At 57.2% G+C, this 22,258-nt stretch carries 22 protein-coding genes; 10 read left to right on the top strand and 12 right to left on the bottom strand.

The features are described from left to right. Positions 1-8 precede the first annotated feature (8 nt). The 8 genes from pstB to NOR97_RS07590 form a co-directional block, all read right to left on the bottom strand. On the bottom strand, positions 9-806 hold the full coding sequence (gene pstB / locus NOR97_RS07555) for a phosphate ABC transporter ATP-binding protein PstB (protein ID WP_257600732.1): 798 nt from the start codon (positions 804-806) through the stop codon (positions 9-11). A gap of 12 nt (positions 807-818) precedes the next feature. Then, positions 819-2,150: a phosphate ABC transporter permease PstA gene (gene pstA / locus NOR97_RS07560; RefSeq protein ID WP_257600734.1), complete on the bottom strand. Its 1,332-nt coding sequence runs from the start codon at positions 2,148-2,150 to the stop codon at positions 819-821. Then, a complete protein-coding gene (pstC, locus tag NOR97_RS07565; RefSeq protein ID WP_257600735.1) occupies positions 2,147-3,619 on the bottom strand; it encodes a phosphate ABC transporter permease subunit PstC in 1,473 nt (490 codons plus the stop codon). The genes pstA and pstC overlap by 4 nt, the downstream gene beginning before the upstream one ends. Positions 3,620-3,711: 92 nt before the next feature. After that, positions 3,712-4,752: a substrate-binding domain-containing protein gene (locus tag NOR97_RS07570; RefSeq protein ID WP_152457983.1), complete on the bottom strand. Its 1,041-nt coding sequence runs from the start codon at positions 4,750-4,752 to the stop codon at positions 3,712-3,714. Positions 4,753-4,945: 193 nt separating this feature from the next. Next, complete coding sequence (locus tag NOR97_RS07575) at positions 4,946-5,986, bottom strand: cell wall metabolism sensor histidine kinase WalK (protein WP_257600736.1); 1,041 nt, start codon at positions 5,984-5,986, stop codon at positions 4,946-4,948. Positions 5,987-6,013: 27 nt separating this feature from the next. After that, positions 6,014-6,538, bottom strand: a complete 525-nt coding sequence (locus NOR97_RS07580) for a gamma carbonic anhydrase family protein (RefSeq protein WP_257600737.1) — start codon at positions 6,536-6,538, stop codon at positions 6,014-6,016. After that, the gene (gene gmk / locus NOR97_RS07585) at positions 6,535-7,176 is read right to left on the bottom strand and encodes a guanylate kinase (protein ID WP_170344277.1); all 642 of its coding nucleotides are present in this window, start codon (positions 7,174-7,176) and stop codon (positions 6,535-6,537) included. The genes NOR97_RS07580 and gmk overlap by 4 nt, the downstream gene beginning before the upstream one ends. 17 nt (positions 7,177-7,193) lie before the next feature. Further along, on the bottom strand, positions 7,194-8,084 hold the full coding sequence (locus NOR97_RS07590) for a YicC/YloC family endoribonuclease (protein WP_257600738.1): 891 nt from the start codon (positions 8,082-8,084) through the stop codon (positions 7,194-7,196). 245 nt (positions 8,085-8,329) lie between these two features. Between NOR97_RS07590 and NOR97_RS07595 the strand changes: the two genes are divergently transcribed. Then, positions 8,330-9,004: a PAS domain-containing protein gene (locus NOR97_RS07595; protein ID WP_257600739.1), complete on the top strand. Its 675-nt coding sequence runs from the start codon at positions 8,330-8,332 to the stop codon at positions 9,002-9,004. Positions 9,005-9,074: 70 nt separating this feature from the next. On the opposite strand, the gene NOR97_RS07600 is transcribed toward NOR97_RS07595, so the two are convergent. Continuing rightward, on the bottom strand, positions 9,075-10,445 hold the full coding sequence (locus NOR97_RS07600) for a class II 3-deoxy-7-phosphoheptulonate synthase (RefSeq protein ID WP_152457989.1): 1,371 nt from the start codon (positions 10,443-10,445) through the stop codon (positions 9,075-9,077). A 169-nt stretch (positions 10,446-10,614) separates the two neighbouring features. Between NOR97_RS07600 and NOR97_RS07605 the strand changes: the two genes are divergently transcribed. Next, entirely contained in the window at positions 10,615-11,619 is a 1,005-nt protein-coding gene (locus NOR97_RS07605; RefSeq protein ID WP_170344270.1) for a GlxA family transcriptional regulator, read from the top strand. Positions 11,620-11,623: 4 nt separating this feature from the next. Here NOR97_RS07605 and NOR97_RS07610 read toward each other — a convergent pair whose 3' ends face one another. Both NOR97_RS07610 and NOR97_RS07615 read right to left on the bottom strand, forming a co-directional pair. Beyond that, positions 11,624-12,034: a hypothetical protein gene (locus tag NOR97_RS07610; RefSeq protein ID WP_257600741.1), complete on the bottom strand. Its 411-nt coding sequence runs from the start codon at positions 12,032-12,034 to the stop codon at positions 11,624-11,626. A gap of 32 nt (positions 12,035-12,066) precedes the next feature. Then, on the bottom strand, positions 12,067-13,164 hold the full coding sequence (locus tag NOR97_RS07615) for a PQQ-dependent sugar dehydrogenase (protein WP_257600742.1): 1,098 nt from the start codon (positions 13,162-13,164) through the stop codon (positions 12,067-12,069). A gap of 153 nt (positions 13,165-13,317) precedes the next feature. On the opposite strand from NOR97_RS07615, the gene NOR97_RS07620 reads away from it, so the two are divergent. The 8 genes from NOR97_RS07620 to NOR97_RS07655 all read left to right on the top strand — a co-directional run bounded on the left by NOR97_RS07620 (position 13,318) and on the right by NOR97_RS07655 (position 20,262). Next, on the top strand, positions 13,318-14,499 hold the full coding sequence (locus NOR97_RS07620; protein WP_152457993.1) for an ABC transporter substrate-binding protein: 1,182 nt from the start codon (positions 13,318-13,320) through the stop codon (positions 14,497-14,499). A 125-nt stretch (positions 14,500-14,624) separates the two neighbouring features. After that, positions 14,625-15,413 (top strand): ABC transporter ATP-binding protein, encoded by a 789-nt coding sequence (locus tag NOR97_RS07625; protein WP_117872753.1) that lies wholly within the window; start codon positions 14,625-14,627, stop codon positions 15,411-15,413. After that, entirely contained in the window at positions 15,410-16,240 is an 831-nt protein-coding gene (locus tag NOR97_RS07630) for an ABC transporter ATP-binding protein (RefSeq protein ID WP_257600743.1), read from the top strand. Before NOR97_RS07625 ends, NOR97_RS07630 begins: the two co-directional genes overlap by 4 nt. Before the next feature lie 2 nt (positions 16,241-16,242). Beyond that, positions 16,243-16,731 carry a hypothetical protein gene (locus tag NOR97_RS07635; RefSeq protein WP_257600744.1) on the top strand — a complete coding sequence of 163 codons (489 nt, stop codon included), beginning with the start codon at positions 16,243-16,245 and terminating at the stop codon, positions 16,729-16,731. Between the two features lie 235 nt (positions 16,732-16,966). Continuing rightward, positions 16,967-17,296: a hypothetical protein gene (locus NOR97_RS07640; protein WP_257600745.1), complete on the top strand. Its 330-nt coding sequence runs from the start codon at positions 16,967-16,969 to the stop codon at positions 17,294-17,296. A 209-nt stretch (positions 17,297-17,505) separates the two neighbouring features. After that, on the top strand, positions 17,506-18,516 hold the full coding sequence (locus NOR97_RS07645; RefSeq protein ID WP_170344258.1) for a branched-chain amino acid ABC transporter permease: 1,011 nt from the start codon (positions 17,506-17,508) through the stop codon (positions 18,514-18,516). Then, positions 18,513-19,826 carry a branched-chain amino acid ABC transporter permease gene (locus NOR97_RS07650; RefSeq protein ID WP_170344256.1) on the top strand — a complete coding sequence of 438 codons (1,314 nt, stop codon included), beginning with the start codon at positions 18,513-18,515 and terminating at the stop codon, positions 19,824-19,826. Before NOR97_RS07645 ends, NOR97_RS07650 begins: the two co-directional genes overlap by 4 nt. Before the next feature lie 181 nt (positions 19,827-20,007). Continuing rightward, positions 20,008-20,262 carry a hypothetical protein gene (locus tag NOR97_RS07655; RefSeq protein WP_170344254.1) on the top strand — a complete coding sequence of 85 codons (255 nt, stop codon included), beginning with the start codon at positions 20,008-20,010 and terminating at the stop codon, positions 20,260-20,262. A gap of 32 nt (positions 20,263-20,294) precedes the next feature. Here NOR97_RS07655 and NOR97_RS07660 read toward each other — a convergent pair whose 3' ends face one another. Beyond that, positions 20,295-21,842: a helicase HerA-like domain-containing protein gene (locus tag NOR97_RS07660; protein ID WP_170344253.1), complete on the bottom strand. Its 1,548-nt coding sequence runs from the start codon at positions 21,840-21,842 to the stop codon at positions 20,295-20,297. Between the last annotated feature and the right edge of the window lie 416 nt (positions 21,843-22,258).

Here is a 22,258-nt window from a genome sequence, read left to right on the forward strand (position 1 = left end):
ACCTGTGCTTAGCCGATGCGGCCGGTAATGTAGCTTTCCGTGCGCGGATCTATCGGATTGGTAAAAATCTGCCCGGTTTCACCGAATTCAACCAGATTGCCCAAGTGGAAAAAGGCCGTTTTCTGACTGACCCGCGCCGCCTGCTGCATCGAGTGGGTGACGATCACAACGGAAAACCGCGACCTCAGTTCATCGATCAACTCTTCGACCTGTGCTGTCGCAATCGGGTCAAGGGCCGAGCACGGCTCGTCCATCAACAGAACTTCGGGTTCGGTGGCGACGGCCCGGGCGATGCACAAACGCTGCTGCTGGCCGCCGGACAGGCCGGTGCCAGGTGCATCCAGACGATCCTTGACCTCATCCCAGATTGCACCTCGGCGCAAGGATTTTTCTACTATTTCATCCAGTTCCGCCTTGTTGCGGGCCATGCCGTGAATGCGCGGGCCATAGACCACGTTGTCATAGATCGACTTCGGGAACGGGTTGGGTTTTTGGAACACCATTCCGACCTTGGCGCGCAACTGGACCGGATCGACACGCTTGTCATAGATATCTTCACCATCCAGCAGGATGTCGCCTTCGACGCGGCAGATATCGATGGTGTCGTTCATCCGGTTCAGGCAGCGCAGGAAGGTGGACTTGCCACAACCAGATGGCCCGATAAAGGCCGTGACGGTCTTGTCTTCGATCTCAACGCTCACGTCCTTGATGGCATGGGTCTCACCGTAGAAAACCTGTACGTTCTTGGCGTTGATCTTGATGTCTTTGGAGTCCACGGTTCTCTCCACTCGTGTCATGTCGTTCATTCCAGCCCCCATTTACCAGCGGCGTTCAAAGCGGCGGCGCAAGATGATTGCGATGATATTCATGGTCAGCAGGAACATCAAAAGTATGATGATCCCACCCCAGGCCTTCTCGTAAAAGCCCGCGTCAGCGCGTGCGGCCCATGTATAGATCTGGGCGGGCATGGCCGAGTTCGGCTCGGTAAAGCCTGCAAGAAAGCCGTCAGGATAACCGCGCGCGACAAATCCAACCATGCCGATCAGCAGGAGGGGTGCGGTTTCTCCCAAGGCTTGCGCCAGACCGATGATGGTACCTGTCAGAATGCCCGGCGCAGCCAGTGGCAGCACGTGGTGAAACACCGCCTGCATTTTCGACGCCCCTACCCCCAACGCCGCATCGCGGATCGACGGAGGCACGGCCTTCAAAGACGCACGGGTCGAGATGATGATCGTCGGAAGCGTCATCAGGGTCAGAACCAGACCGCCGACCAGCGGAGCCGATTGCGGCAGGTGCATGAACTGAATGAAAACGGCCAGGCCCAGAATGCCGAAGACGATGGACGGAACCGCGGCCAGGTTCGAAATGTTCACCTCGATCAGGTCAGTCAGCTTGTTCTGCGGCGCAAATTCTTCGAGATAGATCGAAGCTGCAACGCCAATCGGAAGAGACAGACACAGAACGACCAGCATCATGAAGAATGAACCCACAACCGAGACACCGATACCTGCGCCGCCGGGGTTGTCCACGCCTGCGTCCGCGCCGGTGATGAAGGGCCAGTTGAATGCCTGCCTGATGATGCCTGCCTGTTCCAGCGCATCGACCAGATCCAGATCGCTTTTTTGCAGAAACCGGCTGTCCTGTATCGTGTCGCGGGATACGCGGCCTTTGAAATACCCGTCCACCCGGCTGGATGCCGCCAGATCGAAACTGACCGCCTCACCCAGCTTGTCTGGATTTTCGGTGTAAAAGGTCCGGATCGTCCCGCCGACTTTTCCCAAAAGACGCTCGATCGCTGCCTCATCAAAATCAACGCTGATTCCGCGTTCGGCAAGTTCACTGTTCAACTGGGCGACGAACAGGTTGGAATAGACTTTTGTCTTGAACAGGGCCCCTTCGGCCTCGTCCTGCTGCGGTTCGGTCAGTGTGAAATCAATGCTGACGACCGTGCGTTGGAAGGCCGGGATACCCTGCGACAGGATCGAAGCAAACAGAACAACCAGAAAGAACAGACCGGTTGCGATTGCGGCGATGCCATAAGCACGGAACCGTTTCTCGGCCTTGGCGCGTTTCTTCGTGCGTTCATCCGAAGCCGTAAGCGAGATCGTATGGCGACCGGATTGGGGGCTTTGCATACTGGTGTCGGTCATTCGTACTGCTCCCGGTACTTGCGCACGATATAAAGGGCACACACGTTGAGCCCCAAGGTGAGAATGAAAAGGGTCATGCCAAGTGCGAAGGCGACCAGCGCCTCGGGTGAGGCAAAGTCGGCGTCCCCCGTCAACTGGCTGACGATCTTGGCTGTCACGGTTGTCATGGCTTCGAACGGGTTCAGGCTGAGGCGGGCCGCGGCCCCTGCCCCGAGAACCACGATCATGGTCTCGCCGATGGCGCGTGATGCCGCCAGAAGGATCGCGCCGACGATACCGGGCAACGCGGCGGGCAGAACGACCTGACGGATGGTTTCCGATTGCGTGGCGCCAAGGCCATAAGAACCGTCGCGCATGGCCTGCGGCACTGCGTTGATAATGTCGTCAGACAGCGATGAGACAAACGGGATCAACATGATCCCCATCACCAGACCCGCAGTCATGACGGCAGTGCCGGCTTTCATCCAGCCCAGGCCACTTTCACCAAATACGTCCAACAGCAGCGGGCCAACGGTCAACAAGGCGAAGAGACCGTAAACGATGGTCGGAATCCCGGCCAGCACCTCAAGCAGCGGCTTGGCGACAGAGCGCAAGCGGGAAGAAGCGTATTCGCTGAGATAGATCGCGGCGAACAATCCGATCGGCACTGCAACCAGCAGCGCCACGACAGAGATGTAGAGCGTCCCCCACAGCAGCGGCAAGATACCGAGTTCGGACAACCCGCCGCGGCCCGAAAAGCTGGGTGCCCAGGTCATGCCGAAAAAGAAATCTGACGCCGGGTACAGTTTGAAGAATTCCCAGGTGTTGAACACAAGAGACAGGACAATGCCCACCGTTGTGAGGATTGCAACCGACGCGGCCGCCAGAAGCAGGACACGAACCCCCTGTTCCACAACGTTGCGCGCTCGGTATTCGGCGTTGGTTTGCAACCAGCCCGCTACGGCACCGATCAAGGCAACCGCGACAACGGCAACGGACATGATTGCGTACCCGGTCGAGCTCATGGCGCGGTAGCTCTGCGCAGCGCGCAGTACCGGTTGGGTGATGTCCGAAGTCACAACCTGCCCCGCGTCCTTCAAAAGCTGGGTGATCTCGGCGACATTTGCATCGGCATCACTGGCGGCGTTCTGGGTCAGAGTGCCTTGCGCAACCGCGTTGTCCAGCCCGGCGGCGGTGCGGCGTACTTCGGCCATCACCAGGCTGCGGGAGGAACCTTCCTTTATCACGGAGTCCGGTATCATGTCCGACACCTGCGCATTGAGGAAGAAAGGCTGCGCCAACAGCCATACAATCAAGAGACCGAAGGCCGGCACAAGTGTCTTCAGTGCAACGTTTGCACCGTAAAAAGATGGCAGGGAATGCAGGTTCCGACTGTCACCCCCTGCGTTTTGCAGTGCGCGTGTGCGTCCCAACAGATAGCCGACAGCCGCGATCGCCGAAACGATCAGAAAGAGCCAAAGTATCGGCATGACACCCCCATTGCCTTCGATTGCGAGTAGTAAAAAGACAGTGAAGGGGCGACTGATCCGTCGCCCCCATTTGCGTTACACTGACGTCTGGCTCAGCTGCCCGAACCCATGGTGACTTCGTTGGCGATTGCGTCCTGAGTTTTTGCCAGTTCAGGATCGGCGACCAGGCCATAGTTGGCAAGCGGGCCCGACGGACCGGCGATTTCGTCATGGGTGAAGAACTGCGCGTATTCCTTCAAACCGGGGATTACGCCGATATGAGCTTTCTTCACGTAGAAGAACAGCGGGCGGGAAACCGGATATTCGCCCGTCGAGATGGTTTCGGTCGACGGTGCGACACCCGACATGGTGGCAACCTTCAACTTGTCGGTGTTGTTCTCGTAGAACGCCAGACCAAACACGCCGATACCGTTGGGGTTGGTGTCGATACGCGCCAGGGTTTCGGTATAGTCACCGTCGATATCAACCGATTTGCCATCGGTGCGAACCGCCAGACAGGCATCTTCAGCGTCGTCTTCGCTCATGCCGCCCGCGATCATGGCTTCCATGGCGCCGGTTTCTTCACAACCGATCAGCAGAACTTTTTCTTCGAACACTTCGCGGGTGCCGTGCTTGGTGCCTGGGATGAAGCTTGCGATTTCAACATCGGGCAGTTCTGGGTTGAACTCGGCCCAGGTGTTGTACGGGTTGTCAACGATCTCACCGTCTTTCAGAACTTTTGCACCCAGAGCATTGAAAATGTCGGACGGTTCGAACGCGGTGAAGGCAGGCCCGGTCTGCTGGCTAGCGAATACGATGCCGTCATAACCGATGCGGACTTCCATGATGTCGGTCACACCGTTTTCGGCGCAGGCTTTGATCTCTTTTTCACGGATCGCGCGCGACGCGTTTGCAACGTCGATGGTGTTTTCGCCAACGCCTTCGCAGAAACGCTTCAGACCAGCCGACGAACCGCCGGATTCAACAACCGGAGTTGGAAAGTCTGTGTTTTCACCGAACAGTTCGGCTACGATCGAGGCATAAGGCAGAACGGTCGACGAACCGGCGATCTGAACGTTGTCACGCGCCGCAGCAGTGGTCGCCGAGACGGCAGCGATAGCCAGCGCAGATGCCGACAGTTTTACAAAGGACATTTCAGTCTCCCTGAAAAGGTATGCTTGATCACCACCATGATGATCCTGCGGGGACCCCTATGGCGCGTGCGTAAGCCTTTTGTGACACATGCGTAACGGTTTTATGACAGCAGGCGTTTTTTTGCGTTTTATTCAAAGAAACGCCAATGCCCCAAAGGGTCAGAATAAAAGCAGACTTGCATTCCAAGTTGTTTCAACGAGGTAAAACAACCGTAAAAACAGAGCCTTTTCCCAATTCGCTTTCGACGCGAAGTCTTCCACGATGGCGATTGACGATGTGCTTCACGATCGCAAGACCAAGCCCCGTTCCGCCCAGTTGCCGCGACCTGTGGCTGTCGGCGCGATAGAATCGCTCAGTCAGGCGCGGCAGGTGAACGGCATCTATGCCGGGCCCCTTGTCTATGAACTGGATTCGGACAGCCGGGCCGCGCATCGCCGGATCCCTGTCCACAGGCAAGACACGTACGGTGACGCTGCCGCCACTGGCGCCATATTTGATCCCGTTCTCGATGAGATTGGTGAAAACCTGTCGCAATTGATCACCGTCGCCGGTGACTGAAAGCGGACCGTTTTTCACGTCCAGCGACAGAACCACGCCAGCGTCTTCCGCAAGGGGCCGCAAAGAGTTTATCGTGGATTGAAGAAGACCGGTAAGCTCCAGCTGTTGCCTGGGTCGAACACGTTCTTCGCTTTCGACCCGGTTCAACGACAACAGATCCCCGACCAGACGGTTCATCCTGTTGGCTTCATCGGCCATGATCTTGAGGAACCGATCCCGTGCCGCGGGGTCTTCGCGTGCCGGACCACGCAAGGTTTCAATGAAACCCATCAAGGCGGTCAACGGCGTGCGCAATTCATGGCTGACATTGGCTACGAAATCCCGTCGCATCTGGCTGGCGTGTTCCAGATGGGTGGTATCCTGAAACGTGACCATGACGGCCCCTTCGGAAGCGACACCGTTCATGTATCTGCATTCGACTGTGTATGTTGTGTCCTGCGCGCCGTCATTGGACAGATGACGTGCTTTCTTTGCGCTTTTGCTTGTCAGGCTTTGCTCGATCGCGTCCAGAACCTGCGGCTGCCGCAATATGGTCGCAAAATGACGTCCAACAATGTTCTGGCCCAGAAGTGACGTTGCATCCGTGTTCACGGCAATGATCCGTTCAGTCTGATCCACCATCAGCGCCGGCAACGGGATCGCAAGAACAATGTCCTCAAGAACGTCTTCGGTCATGGTTCAAAACCCACTCATTCCGCCGCGTCAAAGCGCAGGTTTCAGGGTTTCACGGAATTTGCGCATGTTTTCCTGATAGTGCAGCGCACTGAACGTGATCCTTTGGGCCGCGGCCTCATCCAGTTGGCGCACGACCTTGCCCGGCGATCCCATGACAAGCGAATTGTCGGGAATTTCCTTGCCCTCGGTGATCAGGGCCCCTGCTCCGATCAGACAGTTCCGGCCGATCTTCGCCCCGTTCAGAACGATTGCGCCCATTCCGACCAACGTGTTTTCGCCTATGGTGCAGCCATGCAGCATCACCTTGTGCCCGATGGTGCAATTTCGACCAATCGTCAGGGGAAAGCCGGCGTCGATATGCATCACGCAGTTTTCCTGAACGTTGCTGCCTTCGCCGACCCGGATTTCTTCGTGATCCGCGCGAATCGTGCAGCCGAACCAAACCGAGGCCCCCTTCTCGAGCACAACCTTGCCAATCAGATTGGCATCGGGCGCGACCCAGGTGTCCTCGTGAATGTGCGGAGCGTGCTCGCCCAAAGCGTAAATGGTCATGACAGTCCCTCGAATTCTCTCTGCAACTTGCGGACGTGCTGTTGCAACCTGGGTTGCTGAATGCGGCGCATCCGCTCAGCGCTGACGATTGTTTTCAGCTTTTCTTCGGTTGCCTCTAGGTCATCGTTGATCAGGACGTAATCGTAATAGCCCCAGTGGCTGATTTCATCCCAGCTTTTGAGCATACGGCGGCCGATGACGTCATCACTGTCTTGCCCGCGCGTTTCCAGCCGGCGGCGCAGCTCGGGGATGGACGGCGGCAGAATGAAGATCGACAACGCGTGCTTGCCCAGATCCGAATTTCGGATCTGCACTTCACCCTGCCAGTCGACGTCGAACAATACGTCCTTGCCGGCATTGATCGAATTTTTGACCGGCTCGGCAGGCGAGCCATAGAAGTTTCCGAATACATGGGCATGTTCCAGCATCTGCCCATCAGCGACTTGCTGTTTGAATTCGTCCTCGGACAGGAAGAAATACTCGCGCCCATGCTCTTCGCCAGGGCGCGGAGCCCGGGTCGTCGCCGAGATCGAGAATTCCAGATCCGTATCCCAGGCCATCAGCCGTCTGGCCAGGGTCGATTTGCCCGCTCCGGACGGAGAAGACAGGATGATTAGTAGGCCTCGGCGGTCCGCCATGTCAGTCGTTCCCATTCTTATTCCACGTTCTGCACTTGCTCGCGCATCTGATCGATCACCGCTTTCAGTTCCAGCCCGACCGATGTCAGGTCCGAGCTTTGCGCCTTGGAACACAGCGTGTTGGCTTCGCGATTGAACTCCTGCATCAGGAAATCCAGCTTGCGGCCCACGGCCCCTTCCTGTGCCAACAACTCACGCGCGGCCCCTACATGCGCGGTCAGGCGGTCGATTTCTTCGGTGATATCCGCCTTGACCGCGATCATCGCCAGCTCTTGCGCGACACGATCAGGATCCGCTCCTTGCGTGTTCTCCAGCACCCGCGCGAGATTCTCACGCAGCCCCTCGGTCATCTCGTCCTTACGTTGCTCGGCAATGGCCGCGGCTTGCGTCGTCAGTTCCGCGACCCGATCCAGTTGCGTGTTCAAGACCACCGACAAAGCTGCCCCTTCGGTTTTGCGCATATCTATGAACGCGGCCAGAAGATCTTTGAATTCGGACGTCAGATGAGCAACAAGCGGTGCCGGATCGTCGACCTCGGTTCCTGCATCCATCATCCCCTTGAGCGCCAAAAGATCTGACGCACACGACGGTGCAAGCGTGATGCCGCGCGCAGCTGCCAGCGCTTCCGTTCGTTCAAGAGCGGTCAAGGCCGCAGCCATCGCGGCTTCGTTCAAGGCCAGTTCCGGGGCAGAATCCTCGCGGTTCAACCGCATCGACAGGGTCACGTTTCCCCGGCTCAGGGATTTGGACAGCGACGCCCGCAACGCGACTTCGAGACCGGTCAACCAGTCGGGCACGCGCAGTCGCATGTCCAGCCCCTTGCCGTTTACGCTACGAAGTTCCCACGACCAGCTGTGCGGTCCGAAAGTTCCCTTCCCCGAGGCAAATCCGGTCATGGATCTGATCATGATGGCCCTTTCCTGTTCCCTTGCTGTTTCGAGCATGTGCCGCACCTAATGCTATTGACTGGTGCAGAGCAAGAGTTTGCTGAAGACGCATTTGTTTGGCGCAAGTTAACCATTCGTTAAAGAATTGCTCCAAAATTGAATTAACCCGAGTCAAACTGCCCATAGCAATGGTTTGCGGGCCGTGGATGCTTCCAATGTGTTGCATTTTATGAAAAAGGCGGCCAATTGACGTTAGGGTGATGAAAATGAAAACCTTTTTCGGGATAGGTTCCGGGTCAGAATTTGGAAAGATCGTCGCAATGGATCGCTTTGACAGTGGGCGCAGCCTATCGCCGATCCGCCAGGCCGAGGCGTATTGGACCGCGTTGTTGAGCGGTGACAGCGTACCGATGCGGTCTCAAATCGACCCGCGCGGTCTTGAGAATGTTCTAGAATATACTTTCATCCTGGAACGCATCGCACCCGGCCTGGCCCGATTTCGTCTGGCAGGCAGCCATCTGAACGCACTAGCAGGGATGGAAGTGCGAGGGATGCCGTTGACCGCGTTCTTTCAACCGGATGCCCGTGCGCAGACCAAGGATGTTCTGGAGCAGGTATTTGCATCCCCCGCTGTTGCCGAATTGAGTCTGACCTCGGGCGGGGTGTTGGGACGTACCCGGATGCAGGCCCGGATGATCCTTTTGCCACTGAAAAGCGACCTTGGGGATGTCAGTCGTGTTTTGGGGGTCATGATCGCCGATGGCGCAATCGGCAAGACACCGCGCCGGTTTTCACTGGCCGATACGCGGATCAAACCGGTTTCTGAAATTCAGGTGCCCGCGCCCACTCTGCGCCGTCCTGTGGAAGGTTTTGCCGAGGAACAACGCGAATTCAAACGCTCTGCCGGCCATCTTCATCTGGTGGTGTCTCGCGACGATTGAAACACGTAAGATAGCCGTGAACAAAAAACAGCGGACCGATAGCCCGCTGTTGTCAGTGTTACAATTGCGCTTAGCTTACCGCGCGTTTCGAGCCGTTGCGGCGCAGGTTGGTCAGCTCTTCCGCCACCAGGAACGCAAGTTCCAGCGATTGCGACGCGTTCAAGCGCGGATCGCAGGCGGTGTGGTAGCGATCCGACAGATCCTCTTCGGTCACGGCGCGTACACCACCGGTACATTCGGTCACATCCAGGCCGGTCATTTCGAAATGCACGCCGCCGGGGATGGTGCCCTCGGCCTGATGCACACCGAAGAAGTCACGCACCTCGCGCAGAACTGAATCAAACGGGCGGGTTTTGTAACCCGTGGCCGATTTGATCGTGTTGCCGTGCATAGGGTCGCAGACCCAGGTCACCTTGGCGCCCTCTTCCTTGACCGCCTTGATCAGACGCGGCAGGTGCTCGCCCGCCTTGCCCGCGCCAAAGCGCGCGATCAGGGTCAGACGCCCCTCTTCGTTGTCGGGGTTCAGCTTGGACATCAGAACCTTCAGGTCTTCGGCCGTGGTGGTCGGGCCGCATTTCAGACCGATCGGGTTCAGAACCCCGCGGCAGAACTCGACATGCGCGCCGTCGGGCTGACGGGTTCGGTCGCCGATCCAGATCATGTGACCAGAGCCGGCCAGCCAGTTGCCCGAGGTCGAATCCAGACGCGTCAGTGCCTCTTCATATTCCAGCAACAGCCCTTCGTGGCTGGTGTAGAATTCAACGGTCGAGAATTCATGGGTTGTTTCCGCAGTGATGCCAGCGGCTTCCATGAAGTCGATGGTGTCCTGAATACGGTCCGCTACCTCGGAGTATTTCTGAACGTCCTGTTCATCCGCAAAACCCAGAGTCCAGGCATGCACGCGGCTCATATCCGCGAATCCACCGGTTGAGAAAGCGCGCAGCAAGTTAAGTGTCGCCGCCGCTTGCGTATAGGCCTGCAACATCTTGTTGGGATTCGGAATCCTGGCTTCGGGTGTGAAGGCCAATTCGTTGATGATGTCGCCGCGGTAGCTGGGCAGCTCCACACCATCCACAACTTCGGTCGGGGCACTGCGTGGCTTGGCAAATTGCCCGGCCATACGACCGACTTTGACCACCGGCACCTTGGCGCCATAAGTCAGAACCATCGCCATTTGCAGCATCACCTTGAACGTGTCACGGATCGCATCAGCGCTGAATTGTTCAAAGCTTTCAGCGCAATCCCCGCCTTGCAGAAGGAAGGCCTCGCCGCGACCGGCGGCACCCAGATGCTGTTTGAGACGCCGCGCCTCGCCGGCAAAGACCAGCGGGGGATACTTTGAAAGCTGAGCCTCGACCTTGGCCAGCGCGGCCGCGTCGGTATAATCTGGCATCTGAACCCGGGGCTTGTTGCGCCAGTTCGATTTTTGCCATTCGGTCATAGCTTTGGTCTCCGCTGAAGTTTTCAGGTGGTCTCTATACAAAATGCAATGAAGAGTGACCATATCCCATTTGCGCCTCTTGACGACGTAAACAAGCTTTGATCATGGTGGCTGTCAGATCTGCTGCTGGATAATAAACTGACCAGCAGCGAAGCAAGGACATCTCGCCATGCAAGAGCAACGCCAAGTTGTCACGGTGGAAGACACTGCGGCCCCACCCCGGAATTTCGTTTTTGTCCTTTTGGACAAATTCTCGCTGCTGTCCTTTGCTTCGGCGCTTGACAGTCTGCGCATCGCCAACCGCATGGCGAACAGACAGCTTTATACCTGGAAGCTGATGGGAGAAGGCGGGGAAACGGTAACCTGCTCGGCCGGGACCGAGTTCAAGCTGGACAGTGATCTGGTAGAGCTACAGCGCGACGACGTCGTTTTGATCTGCGGTGGTGTGGACGTTCAGGCGGCCACTACCAAGCGCGTGCTGAACTGGCTGCGGCGCGAAGCCCGAAGGGGCTTGCGGATCGGGGGCCTCTGCACGGCGGCCTATACTCTGGCAAAGGCCGGGTTGCTGGACAACAAGAAGGCGACGATCCACTGGGAGAACTCTGACAGTTTCATCGAGGAATTCGATGAGGTCGAACTGACCAAAGCCGTCTTTCAGATCGATGGCAGCCGCATGACGACCGCGGGCGGCACCTCGTCGATCGACCTGATGCTCAAGCTGATTGCGGATGACTATGGCGAGGATCTGGCCAACGCGGTGGCGGATCAGATGATCTATTCCTCGATCCGAACCGACCAGGACACACAGCGCCTGTCAACTCCGACCCGAATCGGTGTGCGGCATCCGAAGTTGAGCCAGGTTATCCTGATGATGGAAAAGAACATCGAAGAGCCGATCTCGCCCTCGATTCTGGCCAAGGACGTGGGTATGTCGACCCGCCAGTTGGAGCGTCTTTTCCGCCGGTACCTAAGCCGTTCCCCCAAGCGCTATTACATGGAGCTGCGCCTGCACAAGGCCCGGAACCTGCTGATGCAGACCGATATGAGCGTCATCAACGTGGCGCTGGCCTGTGGGTTCGCCTCGCCCAGCCATTTCTCGAAATGCTATCGGGCGCATTACAACACCACGCCCTATCGCGAGCGTGGTGCGCAGAGCGGACGGCTGTCGGTCTGAGCGCCTAGAACTTCTCCAGAATGGGCGTGGCATTTGTGTTGAGGGAAAAACTGAGAACGACAAGCCCGTCCTCACGTTCATGCAAGACAGTGTAGACAAAAACATAGCTGTTCTTGTCATTCCAATACACCCGCATTTCCTGCGCGAAACCGTTCTGAAGTTCGACCCGCTTGGCCACGTCGGTATGGCTCAGGTAATACGGAACAAGGTCGCGCAGTTGGCCCTGAAGAATCTCCATCTGCTGCGGCGTGTATTCGTCAGCACCCCCCAACCGATTGATGACGTTCGAGAACTCGCGGTTCTTCATTTTGGTGTCGACGAAGGTTTCATAATCGGCATAGGTCGGAAAAACCTCGTCCGCCGCAGCTGGAAACGTCGAAAAACACAAGATTATTGATGCGAGAATGCGGAACATTTCAATCCCCTTTGAAGTGTATTCCGACACTCCTAGGACGAACGGGCGAGCCTGTAAACCGCGCCCTGCCCGACCGAGATAAACCAGATCGCCCCATCCGGGGCCTGCACGATGTCACGGACCCGTTCGGTCTCGGGGCCCTTGATCTGCTCGACCTCGCGCAGCGGGTCTCCGTATAGCCGCGCGATATAGTCGAATTTCAGCGAGCCCACAAAAATGTCGCCCCGCCATTCAGGAAACATGTCGCCGGAATAGACCATCAACCCCGACGGCGCGATCGACGGGTCCCAATACAGGCGCGGCTGTTCCATGCCGGGCTTGCTGGTGCCTTCGCCGATCTTCTCTCCGGAATAATGCGTGCCGTACGAGATGACCGGCCAGCCGTAATTGGCGCCGGGTTTGACAAGGTTCACCTCGTCGCCGCCGCGCGCACCGTGTTCCGACACCCACAATCGGCCGCGCCTATCCAGATCGGCCCCCTGTGGGTTGCGATGCCCATAGGACCAGATTTCAGGTCGGATCTCTGCCTGTCCGATGAAAGGATTGTCTGACGGCACCGAGCCGTCGCGGTTGATACGGATCACGGACCCTATGACGTTCGAGCGATCCTGCGCCTGCGGCCCATCCCCTCGATCTCCAATGGTTATAAAAAGCGTGCCGTCATTGGCTTCTACTACGCGAGAGCCGAAATGCCGCCCGCCTGATCCGCCGGGAGAAGCCTCGAAAATGACCCGCAGATTCGTCAGGCGCGTGCCGTTCTCGGACAGGCGTGCGACTGCGACAGCCGTGCCTGCGCCACCCTTTTGCGGTTTTGAAAAGGTCAGAAAAACCTCGCGGCTTTTATTGAAATCGCGCGGGATCGTGACGTCCAGCAATCCGCCCTGCCCCGAAGCTGCAACCTTGGGAGCCCCGGATACGGCATTCGCCTCTCCGTCCTGAACATACAGCAGGTTTCCGTCCCGTTCGGTGACAAGAAAACTGCCGTCTGGCAGGATGCCGACGGCCCAGGGGATATCCAGCCCGCCTGCCATTTCGGTGATTTCAGTATTCCCGACCGAGGTCGACAACACCTGTGCCAAGGCACTTTCGGTGCAAAAAGTGACGAACAGAATCGCGGCAGCTCTGAGCATGTTGATCCTTCTCCGGACAATCCAAGGCAAACCCTAACAAAACAGATAGATTTCCGATCGATAAAAACACGATTGCGTTAGGACTTTTCTTTTCCGGGCAGCTTGCCTAGGTTCGTGGCCAGAACGAACACGTTCACAATAGGGAGTAACCATATGAAAAAGCTGCTTACAGCAACTGCAGCATCCGCTTTGCTGGCCGGACCTGCGTTGGCCGAAGACATCACGCTTGGTGTTTTGTTCGGATTCACCGGCCCCATTGAATCGCTGGCACCTGCAATGGGTTCGGGCGCTGAACTGGCGATGGCGGAAGTCACCGAATCCGGAAAACTGCTGGATGGATCCAAAGTGACCGCATCGCGCGCTGACACCGGCTGCATTGATAACGGTCTGGCCACTTCGAACGGCGAACGCATGATTGCGGACGGTGTTGCCGGCATCATCGGCGGCGATTGCTCGGGCGTGACCGGTGCGATCCTTCAGAATGTCGCGATTCCGAATGGCATGGTCATGATCTCGCCCTCGGCGACCTCGCCGGGCTTGTCGACCATGGAAGACAACGGCCTGTTCTTCCGCACCGCGCCGTCAGATGCGCGCGAAGGCCAGGTGATGGCAGATATCCTGAAAGATCGCGGCATCAACTCGATCGCTCTGACCTATACCAACAACGACTACGGCAAGGGTCTGGCGGACGCGATCCAAACCTCTTTCGAGGCAGCAGGTGGTGAAGTGACCATCGTTGCAGCGCACGAGGACGGCAAAGCCGACTACTCGGCCGAAGTTGGTGCTCTGGCCTCGGCCGGTGGCGACATTCTGGTTGTTGCGGGCTATCTGGATCAGGGCGGCCTGGGCATCATCCAGTCGGCGCTGGACAGCGGTGCGTTTGACACCTTTGGCCTGCCGGGCGGCATGATCGGTGACTCGCTGCCGGCCAATGTCGGCCCCGACCTGAACGGCTCGTTCGGTCAGATCGCCGGTTCGGGTGGTGAAGGCGCCGAGAAGTATTTCGCCATGGCCGAAGCCGCAGGCTTCGACGGTTCGTCGCCCTATTCGCCCGAATCCTATGACGCTGCGGCTTTGTTCATGCTGGCCATGCAGGCTGCCGGATCGACCAATCCGGCCGACTATGGCGGCAAGATCATGGACGTTGCCAACGCTCCGGGTGAAAAGATCTATCCCGGCGAACTGGCCAAGGGTCTGGAATTGCTGGCAAACGGCCAGGACATCGACTATGTCGGTGCGTCCGGTGTCGAACTGATTGGCCCCGGCGAAAGCGCTGGTTCCTATCGTGAGATCGAAGTGACCGACGGTGAAAACAAGACCGTCAACTTCCGTTGATTGATCTTCAACGGCTATGAATGAAAGCAGCCCGGGCCTTGTGTCCGGGCTGTTTCAATGAAAAAAGACCGCACCCGATCAACGGGGTCGAGACAACAGCGCCGGACAGGCGGCAAGGGGAAAAGATGATCGTCGTCGAGGACGTGCACAAGCATTTCGGCGGATTTCATGCGGTGGATGGGGCATCGCTGGAAATCCAGAAAGGGTCGATCACCGGCCTGATCGGGCCCAACGGGGCAGGAAAAACCACTCTGTTCAATGTGATCGCGGGTGTTTTGCCGCCGACCAGCGGCAAGGTGGTGATGGACGGCGAGGATATCACCGGCCTGCCCCCTCATGAGCTGTTCCACAAGGGGCTGTTGCGCACGTTTCAGATTGCACATGAATTCCCGTCGATGTCCTGCCGTGAAAACCTGATGATGGTGCCTGGCGCGCAATCAGGCGAGTCGCTGTGGAACACGTGGTTCGGCCGCAAACGCATCGCTGACGAAGAACGCGCACTGAAGGCCAAGGCCGATGAGGTGCTGGAGTTTCTGACGATTGAGCATCTGGCCGATCACAAGGCGGGTCAGGTCTCGGGTGGTCAGAAAAAGTTGCTGGAGCTTGGCCGCACCATGATGGTCGACGCCAAGATCGTGTTTCTGGACGAGGTCGGCGCAGGTGTGAACCGCACCCTTCTGATGACCATTGCCGACACGATCCTGCGTCTGAACAAGGAGCGTGGATACACCTTCGTCGTCATCGAGCACGACATGGATTTCATCGGCAAGATCTGTGATCCGGTCATCTGCATGGCCGAAGGCAAGGTACTGGCCGAGGGTACCTTGGACGAGATCAAGGCGAACGAGCACGTGATCGAAGCCTATCTGGGCACCGGCCTGAAGAACAAAGACAAACTGGAGGCAGGCGCGTGAGCGACAACCCCTATCAGGATGACAAGGGCAACAAGGACGCCTCGATCACCAATCCGCACGGTGTCGGCACCATGACCCCGGCCCATCGCAAAAGTGGTGCGACCCATAAGGTCGAAGGTGGCCCGTTTCTGATCGGCGACACCATGACGGGTGGTTACGGCAAAGGGCCGGACATTCTGCATGATTGCACCATCGCCGTGGACAAGGGTGAAATCGCAGTCATCGTCGGCCCCAACGGTGCGGGCAAGTCGACGGCGATGAAAGCTGTGTTCGGGATGCTGGATGTCCGTTCAGGGTCCGTGCGTCTGGATGGCGAGGATATCACCAATCTCAGCCCGCAAGACCGGGTCATGCGTGGCATGGGTTTCGTGCCGCAGACACAGAACATCTTTACCTCGATGACGGTGGAAGAGAACCTTGAAATGGGTGCCTTCATCCGCCGCGACGACATCAGTCAGACGATGGAGCAGGTCTATGACCTCTTCCCGATCCTCCGCGACAAGCGCAACCAGGCCGCCGGAGAACTGTCGGGCGGACAACGTCAACAGGTCGCAGTTGGCCGCGCGCTGATGACCCAGCCCAAGGTGCTGATGCTCGACGAACCCACGGCAGGCGTTTCGCCGATCGTGATGGATGAACTGTTCGACCGGATCATCGAGGTGTCCCGCACCGGCCTGCCGATCCTGATGGTGGAACAGAACGCCCGCCAGGCCTTGGAGATTGCCGACAAGGGATACGTTCTGGTTCAGGGGCGCAATGCCTATACCGGCACGGGCAAGGAACTGCTGGCCGATCCGGAGGTTCGGAAGAGTTTCTTGGGGGGGTGAGGATGAAACACTTTGCTAAATTCGTCGCGGTTTCCACTTTCTTTCTTATGCCCGGAAACGGGTTCGCAGAAATTCTGCATTTGAAGGCGAACGGTGCTGAGATGCACTGCACCGCAAAACACGATTGCAACCCGCCTCTTGATTGCGGTGGAGATGATTTCAAGGACTGCAAACCGCGCAAGGGGTATTGCAAGGATTCCCTGAGCTTCGCTTTTCAGCCTCTTAAGGCGGAAGATACTAACGATCAAAAACAGTATGGCATGTTCGCTCTTGCTGGCCATGAAAAGTTCGTTTTATCAGGCGCAAAGATTGCTCTGGAAAACCAACAGAATGAAGTTTTGGTACTGTTGAAAGGTCAGCCGCCTTTGGATGATTTTGAGAATTGGGACGTCATGTTGTCAGATAGCGGACGAATTAGTGTTCACGTGAAACTCACGAGCGGCGTACCGTCCGTAGCTTCTTTTCGTGGCGCTTGTCAGGTGGCCAACTAATGGCCTCCTCACTATTCCCGTTGTTGTTTGAGCCAACGGGCTGAGACTGGGCACGTATTCTCCCCACGCTCAAATTATTCCGCCATCCCAAGATTTCCATGCGTCGGCTGCAATCCGGTCACATTGTGCGTTTAGCGCCGGGCGCTGTGAAGGAAACGGTTTCCCGGCCAAACAAATCAAGTTCCGTGAAATCAAGCGAACCTTCTGAATGAAAAACTCTGTTCAGGACCCAAAAATGAAAAAATGGATGTGTGTGGCCGTCGCCACATTGTTCGCAACCGCCGCAATTGCCGAAGAACGCCACTTTGTCTGCATCTCGGATCGTGACGGCAGCGAAGTGCGCCTCAACCGGGCACCGGAAGGAGACAAAGGCTACATCGAAACTGCAAGTGTTTCCGGCGACGCGATGGTGTTCAAAGGCGTTGGCAACATGACGTTTGTCCATATTGAAGGCGAAGATGTCATGACCTTTGTCGTGCATTATGACGACATGTCCTTTGACCTCTCGGTCAAGGGTCCCCACGCGGGAACCGATCACGGCACCTGCACCGAGACGGACGCCTGATCCCGCTTCTTTCCATCTCAGTCACCCACCGGAATTGGCCGGTGCGTGACTGAGCCAGGCCAAAATTGAATAGTCTTGCCTGCTTCCGGTTTTCTCGTGGAATTTTTTTCGCAACCAGCAGAAAAATATGACGCAAAACAGCGCAGGATACATTGTGCCTGCGCGGACCGTCATGCCATAAGACCGCACCCGGACAGTGAGAAGAAATAATGGATCTACTCAACGCGCTTGTTGCGCTTGCGAATTTTGTGTTGGTGCCTGCGGTCGCTTATGGCAGCCAACTGGCGTTGGGCGCGCTTGGCGTGACCCTGATCTACGGCATTCTGCGATTTTCGAACTTTGCCCATGGCGACACAATGGCCTTTGGCGCGATGATCGCCGTGCTGGTCACATGGGGGTTGCAGGCCGCCGGGATCAGCTTTGGACCGTTGCCAACCGCCCTGCTCGCCCTGCCCTTTGCCATCCTGGGCTGTATCGTGCTGGTGCTGATCACCGACAGGCTGGTCTACAAATTCTACCGTGAACAGAAGGCGAAGCCCGTTATTCTGGTGATCGTCTCCATGGGCGTGATGTTCATCATGAACGGCCTTGTCCGGTTCATCATCGGGCCAGACGACCAAAGGTTTTCGGACGGTGCCCGGTTCATTGTGTCGGCGCGCGATTTCAAGGCGATGACCGGTCTGCGCGAGGGGCTGGCCATCAAGACGTCGCAAGGTATCACGGTGATCGTCGCCGTTGTTGCCGTGGCGCTGCTGTTCTGGTTTCTCAACAAAACGCGCACCGGCAAGTCGATGCGGGCCTATTCGGACAACGAGGATCTGGCGCTGTTGTCAGGCATCAACCCGGAACGTGTGGTGATGATCACATGGATCATCGTTGCGGCGCTGGCCACAACTGCCGGCGTTCTTTACGGGCTGGACAAAAGCTTCAAACCCTTCGTCTATTTCCAGCTTCTGCTTCCAATCTTTGCCTCGGCCATCGTGGGTGGTTTGGGGAACCCACTGGGCGCCATCGCAGGCGGGTTTATAATCGCGTTTTCCGAGGTGACGATAACATACGCCTGGAAGAAGGTGCTGACCTATCTTGCGCCGGAAAACCTTGAGCCGTCAGGATTGGTGCAACTTCTCTCGACCGATTACAAATTCGCCGTCAGCTTTGTCATCCTGCTGATCGTGCTTCTGTTCAAGCCCACGGGCCTTTTCAAGGGGAAAGCAGTATGACCGACGCTGTCAAAAATTCGCTGCTCTTCGCAATTGTCGGCGGCCTGATCCTGTTGACCGGTTTCACGCAAAGCTGGAATACCGCGATCCTGATCCTGAATATGGGGCTGATTTCCGCCATCATGGCAATCGGTGTAAACCTGCAATGGGGTTTTGCCGGTCTGTTCAATGTGGGCGTCATGGGCTTTGTCGCCCTGGGCGGTCTGGCCGTCGTGCTGGTTTCAACACCGCCTACGCCCGGTGCGTGGGCTGCGGGCGGCTATGGTATCGTTCTGGCCTTGCTGCTGGGCGCCGCGACAGTGGTGGCGGCTGTTCTGGTTGCAACGAGAATACCGAAAGGTCGAGTGCAAACCCTCACCATCATCGCAGTTCTGGTCGTCGGCTTTTTCGTCTATCGCGCGGTTTTCGACCCCAGCATTTCAGCGGTCGAGGCAATCGACCCGGCGATTTCCGGCAATATCGGAGGTCTTAACCTACCCGTTCTGCTGGCCTGGCCGGCGGGCGGTTTGCTGGCGGCGGGCGCTGCGTGGCTGATCGGTAAAACGGCGCTGGGCCTTCGTTCGGATTATCTGGCGATTGCCACATTGGGTATCGCCGAAATCATCATTGCAGTCATGAAAAACGAAGACTGGCTGGCCCGGGGCGTCAAGAACGTCTACGGCATCCCACGCCCGTCCCCTGTTGTGGGCTACGAAGTGGATTTGCAGAACGACCCGGCCTTTCTTGCGCGGGCTGAATGGTTGGGATTGGATCCCGTCACCGCGTCCACCCTTTCGGTCAAACTCGGTTATTCGCTGCTGTTCATGATCGTGCTTCTGGTGCTGCTCTGGATGGCTCAGATGGCGCTGAAAAGCCCGTGGGGCCGGATGATGCGCGCAATCCGTGACAATGAAGTCGCGGCCGAGGCCATGGGCAAGGATGTCACCCGTCGTCATCTGCAAATCTTCGTACTTGGTTCGGCCGTTTGCGGTATCGCTGGTGCAATGATGACAACGCTGGACGGCCAGCTGACGCCAAGCGCCTACCAACCGCTGCGCTTTACCTTTCTGGTCTGGGTGATGGTGATCGTGGGTGGTTCGGGCAACAACTTCGGGGCCGTTCTGGGTGCATTCCTGATCTGGTTCCTGTGGGTTCAGGTTGAACCGATCGGGTTGTGGCTGATGAATGTCGTTACCGCGGGCATGCCGGACGGAAGCGCACTGAAAGCCCACCTGTTGGACAGTGCTGCACATATGCGTCTGTTTACGATGGGTCTGATCTTGTTGATTGTTCTCAGATTCAGCCCAAGAGGGCTGATCCCCGAGAAATAGATCGCTTCCCCCTTCAATAAGCGAAACCGTGCCTTTACTTCGGCACGGTTTCTTGATTCTTAACGATTTTCTGAATAAACGGACCCACCGCAGTGTTTTCTTTTTGCGGTATGTTGCCGGCACTCACACCCGTCTACACCGATCTGTAACGATCACTCACACGTTTTGAAAAGAGTCAAAAATGAAAGCACCACGGTTCAAGACACTGCTTCTGTTTCCGGTTGTTGCCATCGTAACATCCGCCTGTATTCCGTCTCCGGAAGACCTTGAGACGACCCCCGTCAAGGTCCAGACGCCCAAGGGTGTCGTAACCTGTCAGCTGTATCGTCACGATCGGGTGACCTGGGACCGGGCGATTGACCTGCCAGCTACGAAAATGTCCGTGTCAGAGGCTGACGCCTATTGCCGTCAGGAAGGCCAGCGCCGTCTGAAGTGAACATTACGGCGCCCGTGATGGGCGCCGTTCCGTCATCTGTTGCGGAACAAACCGCCAAGAATACCACGAACGATCCGGCGTCCGGTCGTTCCCTTCAATTCCTTGATCACCGCGTCGGTCATCGCCGATGCAAACGTGTCTTTCCGGCGCTGCACCCGGGACGAGGATCTGCCGACCCGGCTTCCCGAATATCTGCGAGCCGAAGAATACTCTCGCTCCATCGGTGATTGTGCCTCCAGCACTTCATCGGCCTCTGCCTGTTCAGCGGCCTTGGCGGCAGCCTCAGCCCGGGCCTGAAGGATTTCAAAGGCAGATTGTCGATCAATACCATTGTCATATTTCGACGCCATCGGAGAGGCATCGAGAATGGCCCGCCGCTGGGCATCGGAAATAGGCCCCAACTGGGACCCCGGCGGACGAATCAATGTGCGCTCGACGATTCCGGGAACGCCTTTTTTCTGAAGCATCGACGTGACAGCCTCACCGACGCCCACCTCGCGGATTGCGGCTTCGGTGTCGAAGGCGGGGTTTTCGCGATAGGTTTCCGCCGCCAGACGCAGGTTCTTTCGGTCACGCGCCGTGAACGCCCGCAAAGCGTGCTGAACGCGATTGCCCAACTGTCCCAGAATATCCTCGGGTATATCGGCGGGATTCTGGGTGATGAAATAGACCCCCACCCCTTTGGACCGGATCAGGCGGGCAACCTGTTCGACCTTGTCCACCAGCACTTTCGGAGCGCCGTCAAACAGCAGATGCGCCTCGTCGAAGAAGAACACCAGCTTGGGTTTTTCAGGATCACCGACTTCGGGAAGCTCTTCAAACAATTCGCTCAGCAGCCACAGCAGGAACGTCGCATATAGCCGTGGCGCGGCCATCAGTTTGTCCGAGGCAAGGATGTTCACCATCCCCTGCCCGTTTTCATCGGTGCGCATCAGATCGGACAGATCCAGCGCGGGTTCGCCAAACAGCTTTGTTCCACCCTGGTTTTCCAACACCAGCAAACGCCGCTGGATCGCACCGACCGAAGATGTCGATACATTGCCATATCGCAATGAAAGCTGGGCCCGGTTCTCGCCGATCCAGACCAGCAGCGCCTGAAGATCCTTGAGATCCAGAAGCGGCATTCCCTCTTCATCGGCCACGCGGAACGCGATGTTCAAAATACCTTCCTGCGCTTCGCTCAATTCCATCAACCGGGACAGCAGCAAAGGGCCCATTTCAGTGACCGTCGTCCGCACCGGATGGCCCTGTTCGCCAAAAAGATCCCAGAACGCAACCGGACAGGCAGAATAGGAAAAATCGTCGAACCCAATGCGTTTGGCACGATCCATAAATGCCTGATGCAGTTTGTGCGCGTCGCTTCCGGGCAAAGCCAGGCCCGACAGATCACCTTTGACATCGGACAAAAACACCGGAACCCCGGCTTGGGAAAAGCCTTCCGCGAGGATTTGCAAAGTTACGGTCTTACCGGTCCCGGTGGCGCCGGCAATCAGCCCGTGGCGGTTCGCATATTTCAGCGCCAGTTCCTGCGGTTGGCCATAGCCTTCGCCTCCGCCACCCAAAAATACATTCTTGCCCATTAACACTGCCTTATGTTTCACCGATCCGTGACCAGCATACAAAGTTAACCTTTGACTGCGATAGTCAATTTGCCCCGCGTTTGTTTCCCTCACGTGGGGCAGACTTCCTCCCTGTCGACTGGCCGTGCCTTCGGGCACGGCTTTTTTGCAGGTTCAAAAATGGTTTCAAAGCTCTGACCGCAGTATTAAAATTTGAGGATAGCTGTTGACCCGTCTGCGACCCTCTCGTAGGGTTTGCGCATAAATAAGTCGGCCAGTCCGACGGGGAGAACCTTTTGGAGAAGAGAGCTGGTTTATACAGCTCTCTTTTTCTGTCTCAGTGCAGGTCGTTTCTGGTGTTCTGGCAAGAATCCGTTCACGTTCAGACCTGCCGTTCTGTTAGTGCCTGACATCAATTCAGAAGAGTGTTAAACGAA

It is taken from the genome of Ruegeria sp. YS9 (assembly GCF_024628725.1).
Taxonomy (GTDB): Bacteria; Pseudomonadota; Alphaproteobacteria; order Rhodobacterales; family Rhodobacteraceae; genus Ruegeria; species Ruegeria atlantica_C.

Bases quoted from the DNA above. Each gene is read 5' to 3' on its own strand.
- NOR97_RS07600 (WP_152457989.1), bottom strand. From the start codon at position 10,445: ATGACCGAATGGCAAAAATCGAACTGGCGCAACAAGCCCCGGGTTCAG.
- NOR97_RS07660 (WP_170344253.1), bottom strand. From the start codon at position 21,842: ATGGGCAAGAATGTATTTTTGGGTGGCGGAGGCGAAGGCTATGGCCAA.
- NOR97_RS07610 (WP_257600741.1), bottom strand. From the start codon at position 12,034: ATGTTCCGCATTCTCGCATCAATAATCTTGTGTTTTTCGACGTTTCCA.
- NOR97_RS07640 (WP_257600745.1), top strand. From the start codon at position 16,967: ATGAAAAAATGGATGTGTGTGGCCGTCGCCACATTGTTCGCAACCGCC.
- NOR97_RS07635 (WP_257600744.1), top strand. From the start codon at position 16,243: ATGAAACACTTTGCTAAATTCGTCGCGGTTTCCACTTTCTTTCTTATG.
- pstC (WP_257600735.1), bottom strand. From the start codon at position 3,619: ATGCCGATACTTTGGCTCTTTCTGATCGTTTCGGCGATCGCGGCTGTC.
- NOR97_RS07620 (WP_152457993.1), top strand. From the start codon at position 13,318: ATGAAAAAGCTGCTTACAGCAACTGCAGCATCCGCTTTGCTGGCCGGA.
- NOR97_RS07650 (WP_170344256.1), top strand. From the start codon at position 18,513: ATGACCGACGCTGTCAAAAATTCGCTGCTCTTCGCAATTGTCGGCGGC.
- NOR97_RS07605 (WP_170344270.1), top strand. From the start codon at position 10,615: ATGCAAGAGCAACGCCAAGTTGTCACGGTGGAAGACACTGCGGCCCCA.
- NOR97_RS07655 (WP_170344254.1), top strand. From the start codon at position 20,008: ATGAAAGCACCACGGTTCAAGACACTGCTTCTGTTTCCGGTTGTTGCC.
- NOR97_RS07595 (WP_257600739.1), top strand. From the start codon at position 8,330: ATGAAAACCTTTTTCGGGATAGGTTCCGGGTCAGAATTTGGAAAGATC.
- NOR97_RS07625 (WP_117872753.1), top strand. From the start codon at position 14,625: ATGATCGTCGTCGAGGACGTGCACAAGCATTTCGGCGGATTTCATGCG.
- NOR97_RS07615 (WP_257600742.1), bottom strand. From the start codon at position 13,164: ATGCTCAGAGCTGCCGCGATTCTGTTCGTCACTTTTTGCACCGAAAGT.
- NOR97_RS07570 (WP_152457983.1), bottom strand. From the start codon at position 4,752: ATGTCCTTTGTAAAACTGTCGGCATCTGCGCTGGCTATCGCTGCCGTC.
- gmk (WP_170344277.1), bottom strand. From the start codon at position 7,176: ATGGCGGACCGCCGAGGCCTACTAATCATCCTGTCTTCTCCGTCCGGA.
- NOR97_RS07575 (WP_257600736.1), bottom strand. From the start codon at position 5,986: ATGACCGAAGACGTTCTTGAGGACATTGTTCTTGCGATCCCGTTGCCG.
- NOR97_RS07580 (WP_257600737.1), bottom strand. From the start codon at position 6,538: ATGACCATTTACGCTTTGGGCGAGCACGCTCCGCACATTCACGAGGAC.
- pstA (WP_257600734.1), bottom strand. From the start codon at position 2,150: ATGACCGACACCAGTATGCAAAGCCCCCAATCCGGTCGCCATACGATC.
- NOR97_RS07645 (WP_170344258.1), top strand. From the start codon at position 17,506: ATGGATCTACTCAACGCGCTTGTTGCGCTTGCGAATTTTGTGTTGGTG.
- pstB (WP_257600732.1), bottom strand. From the start codon at position 806: ATGAACGACATGACACGAGTGGAGAGAACCGTGGACTCCAAAGACATC.
- NOR97_RS07590 (WP_257600738.1), bottom strand. From the start codon at position 8,084: ATGATCAGATCCATGACCGGATTTGCCTCGGGGAAGGGAACTTTCGGA.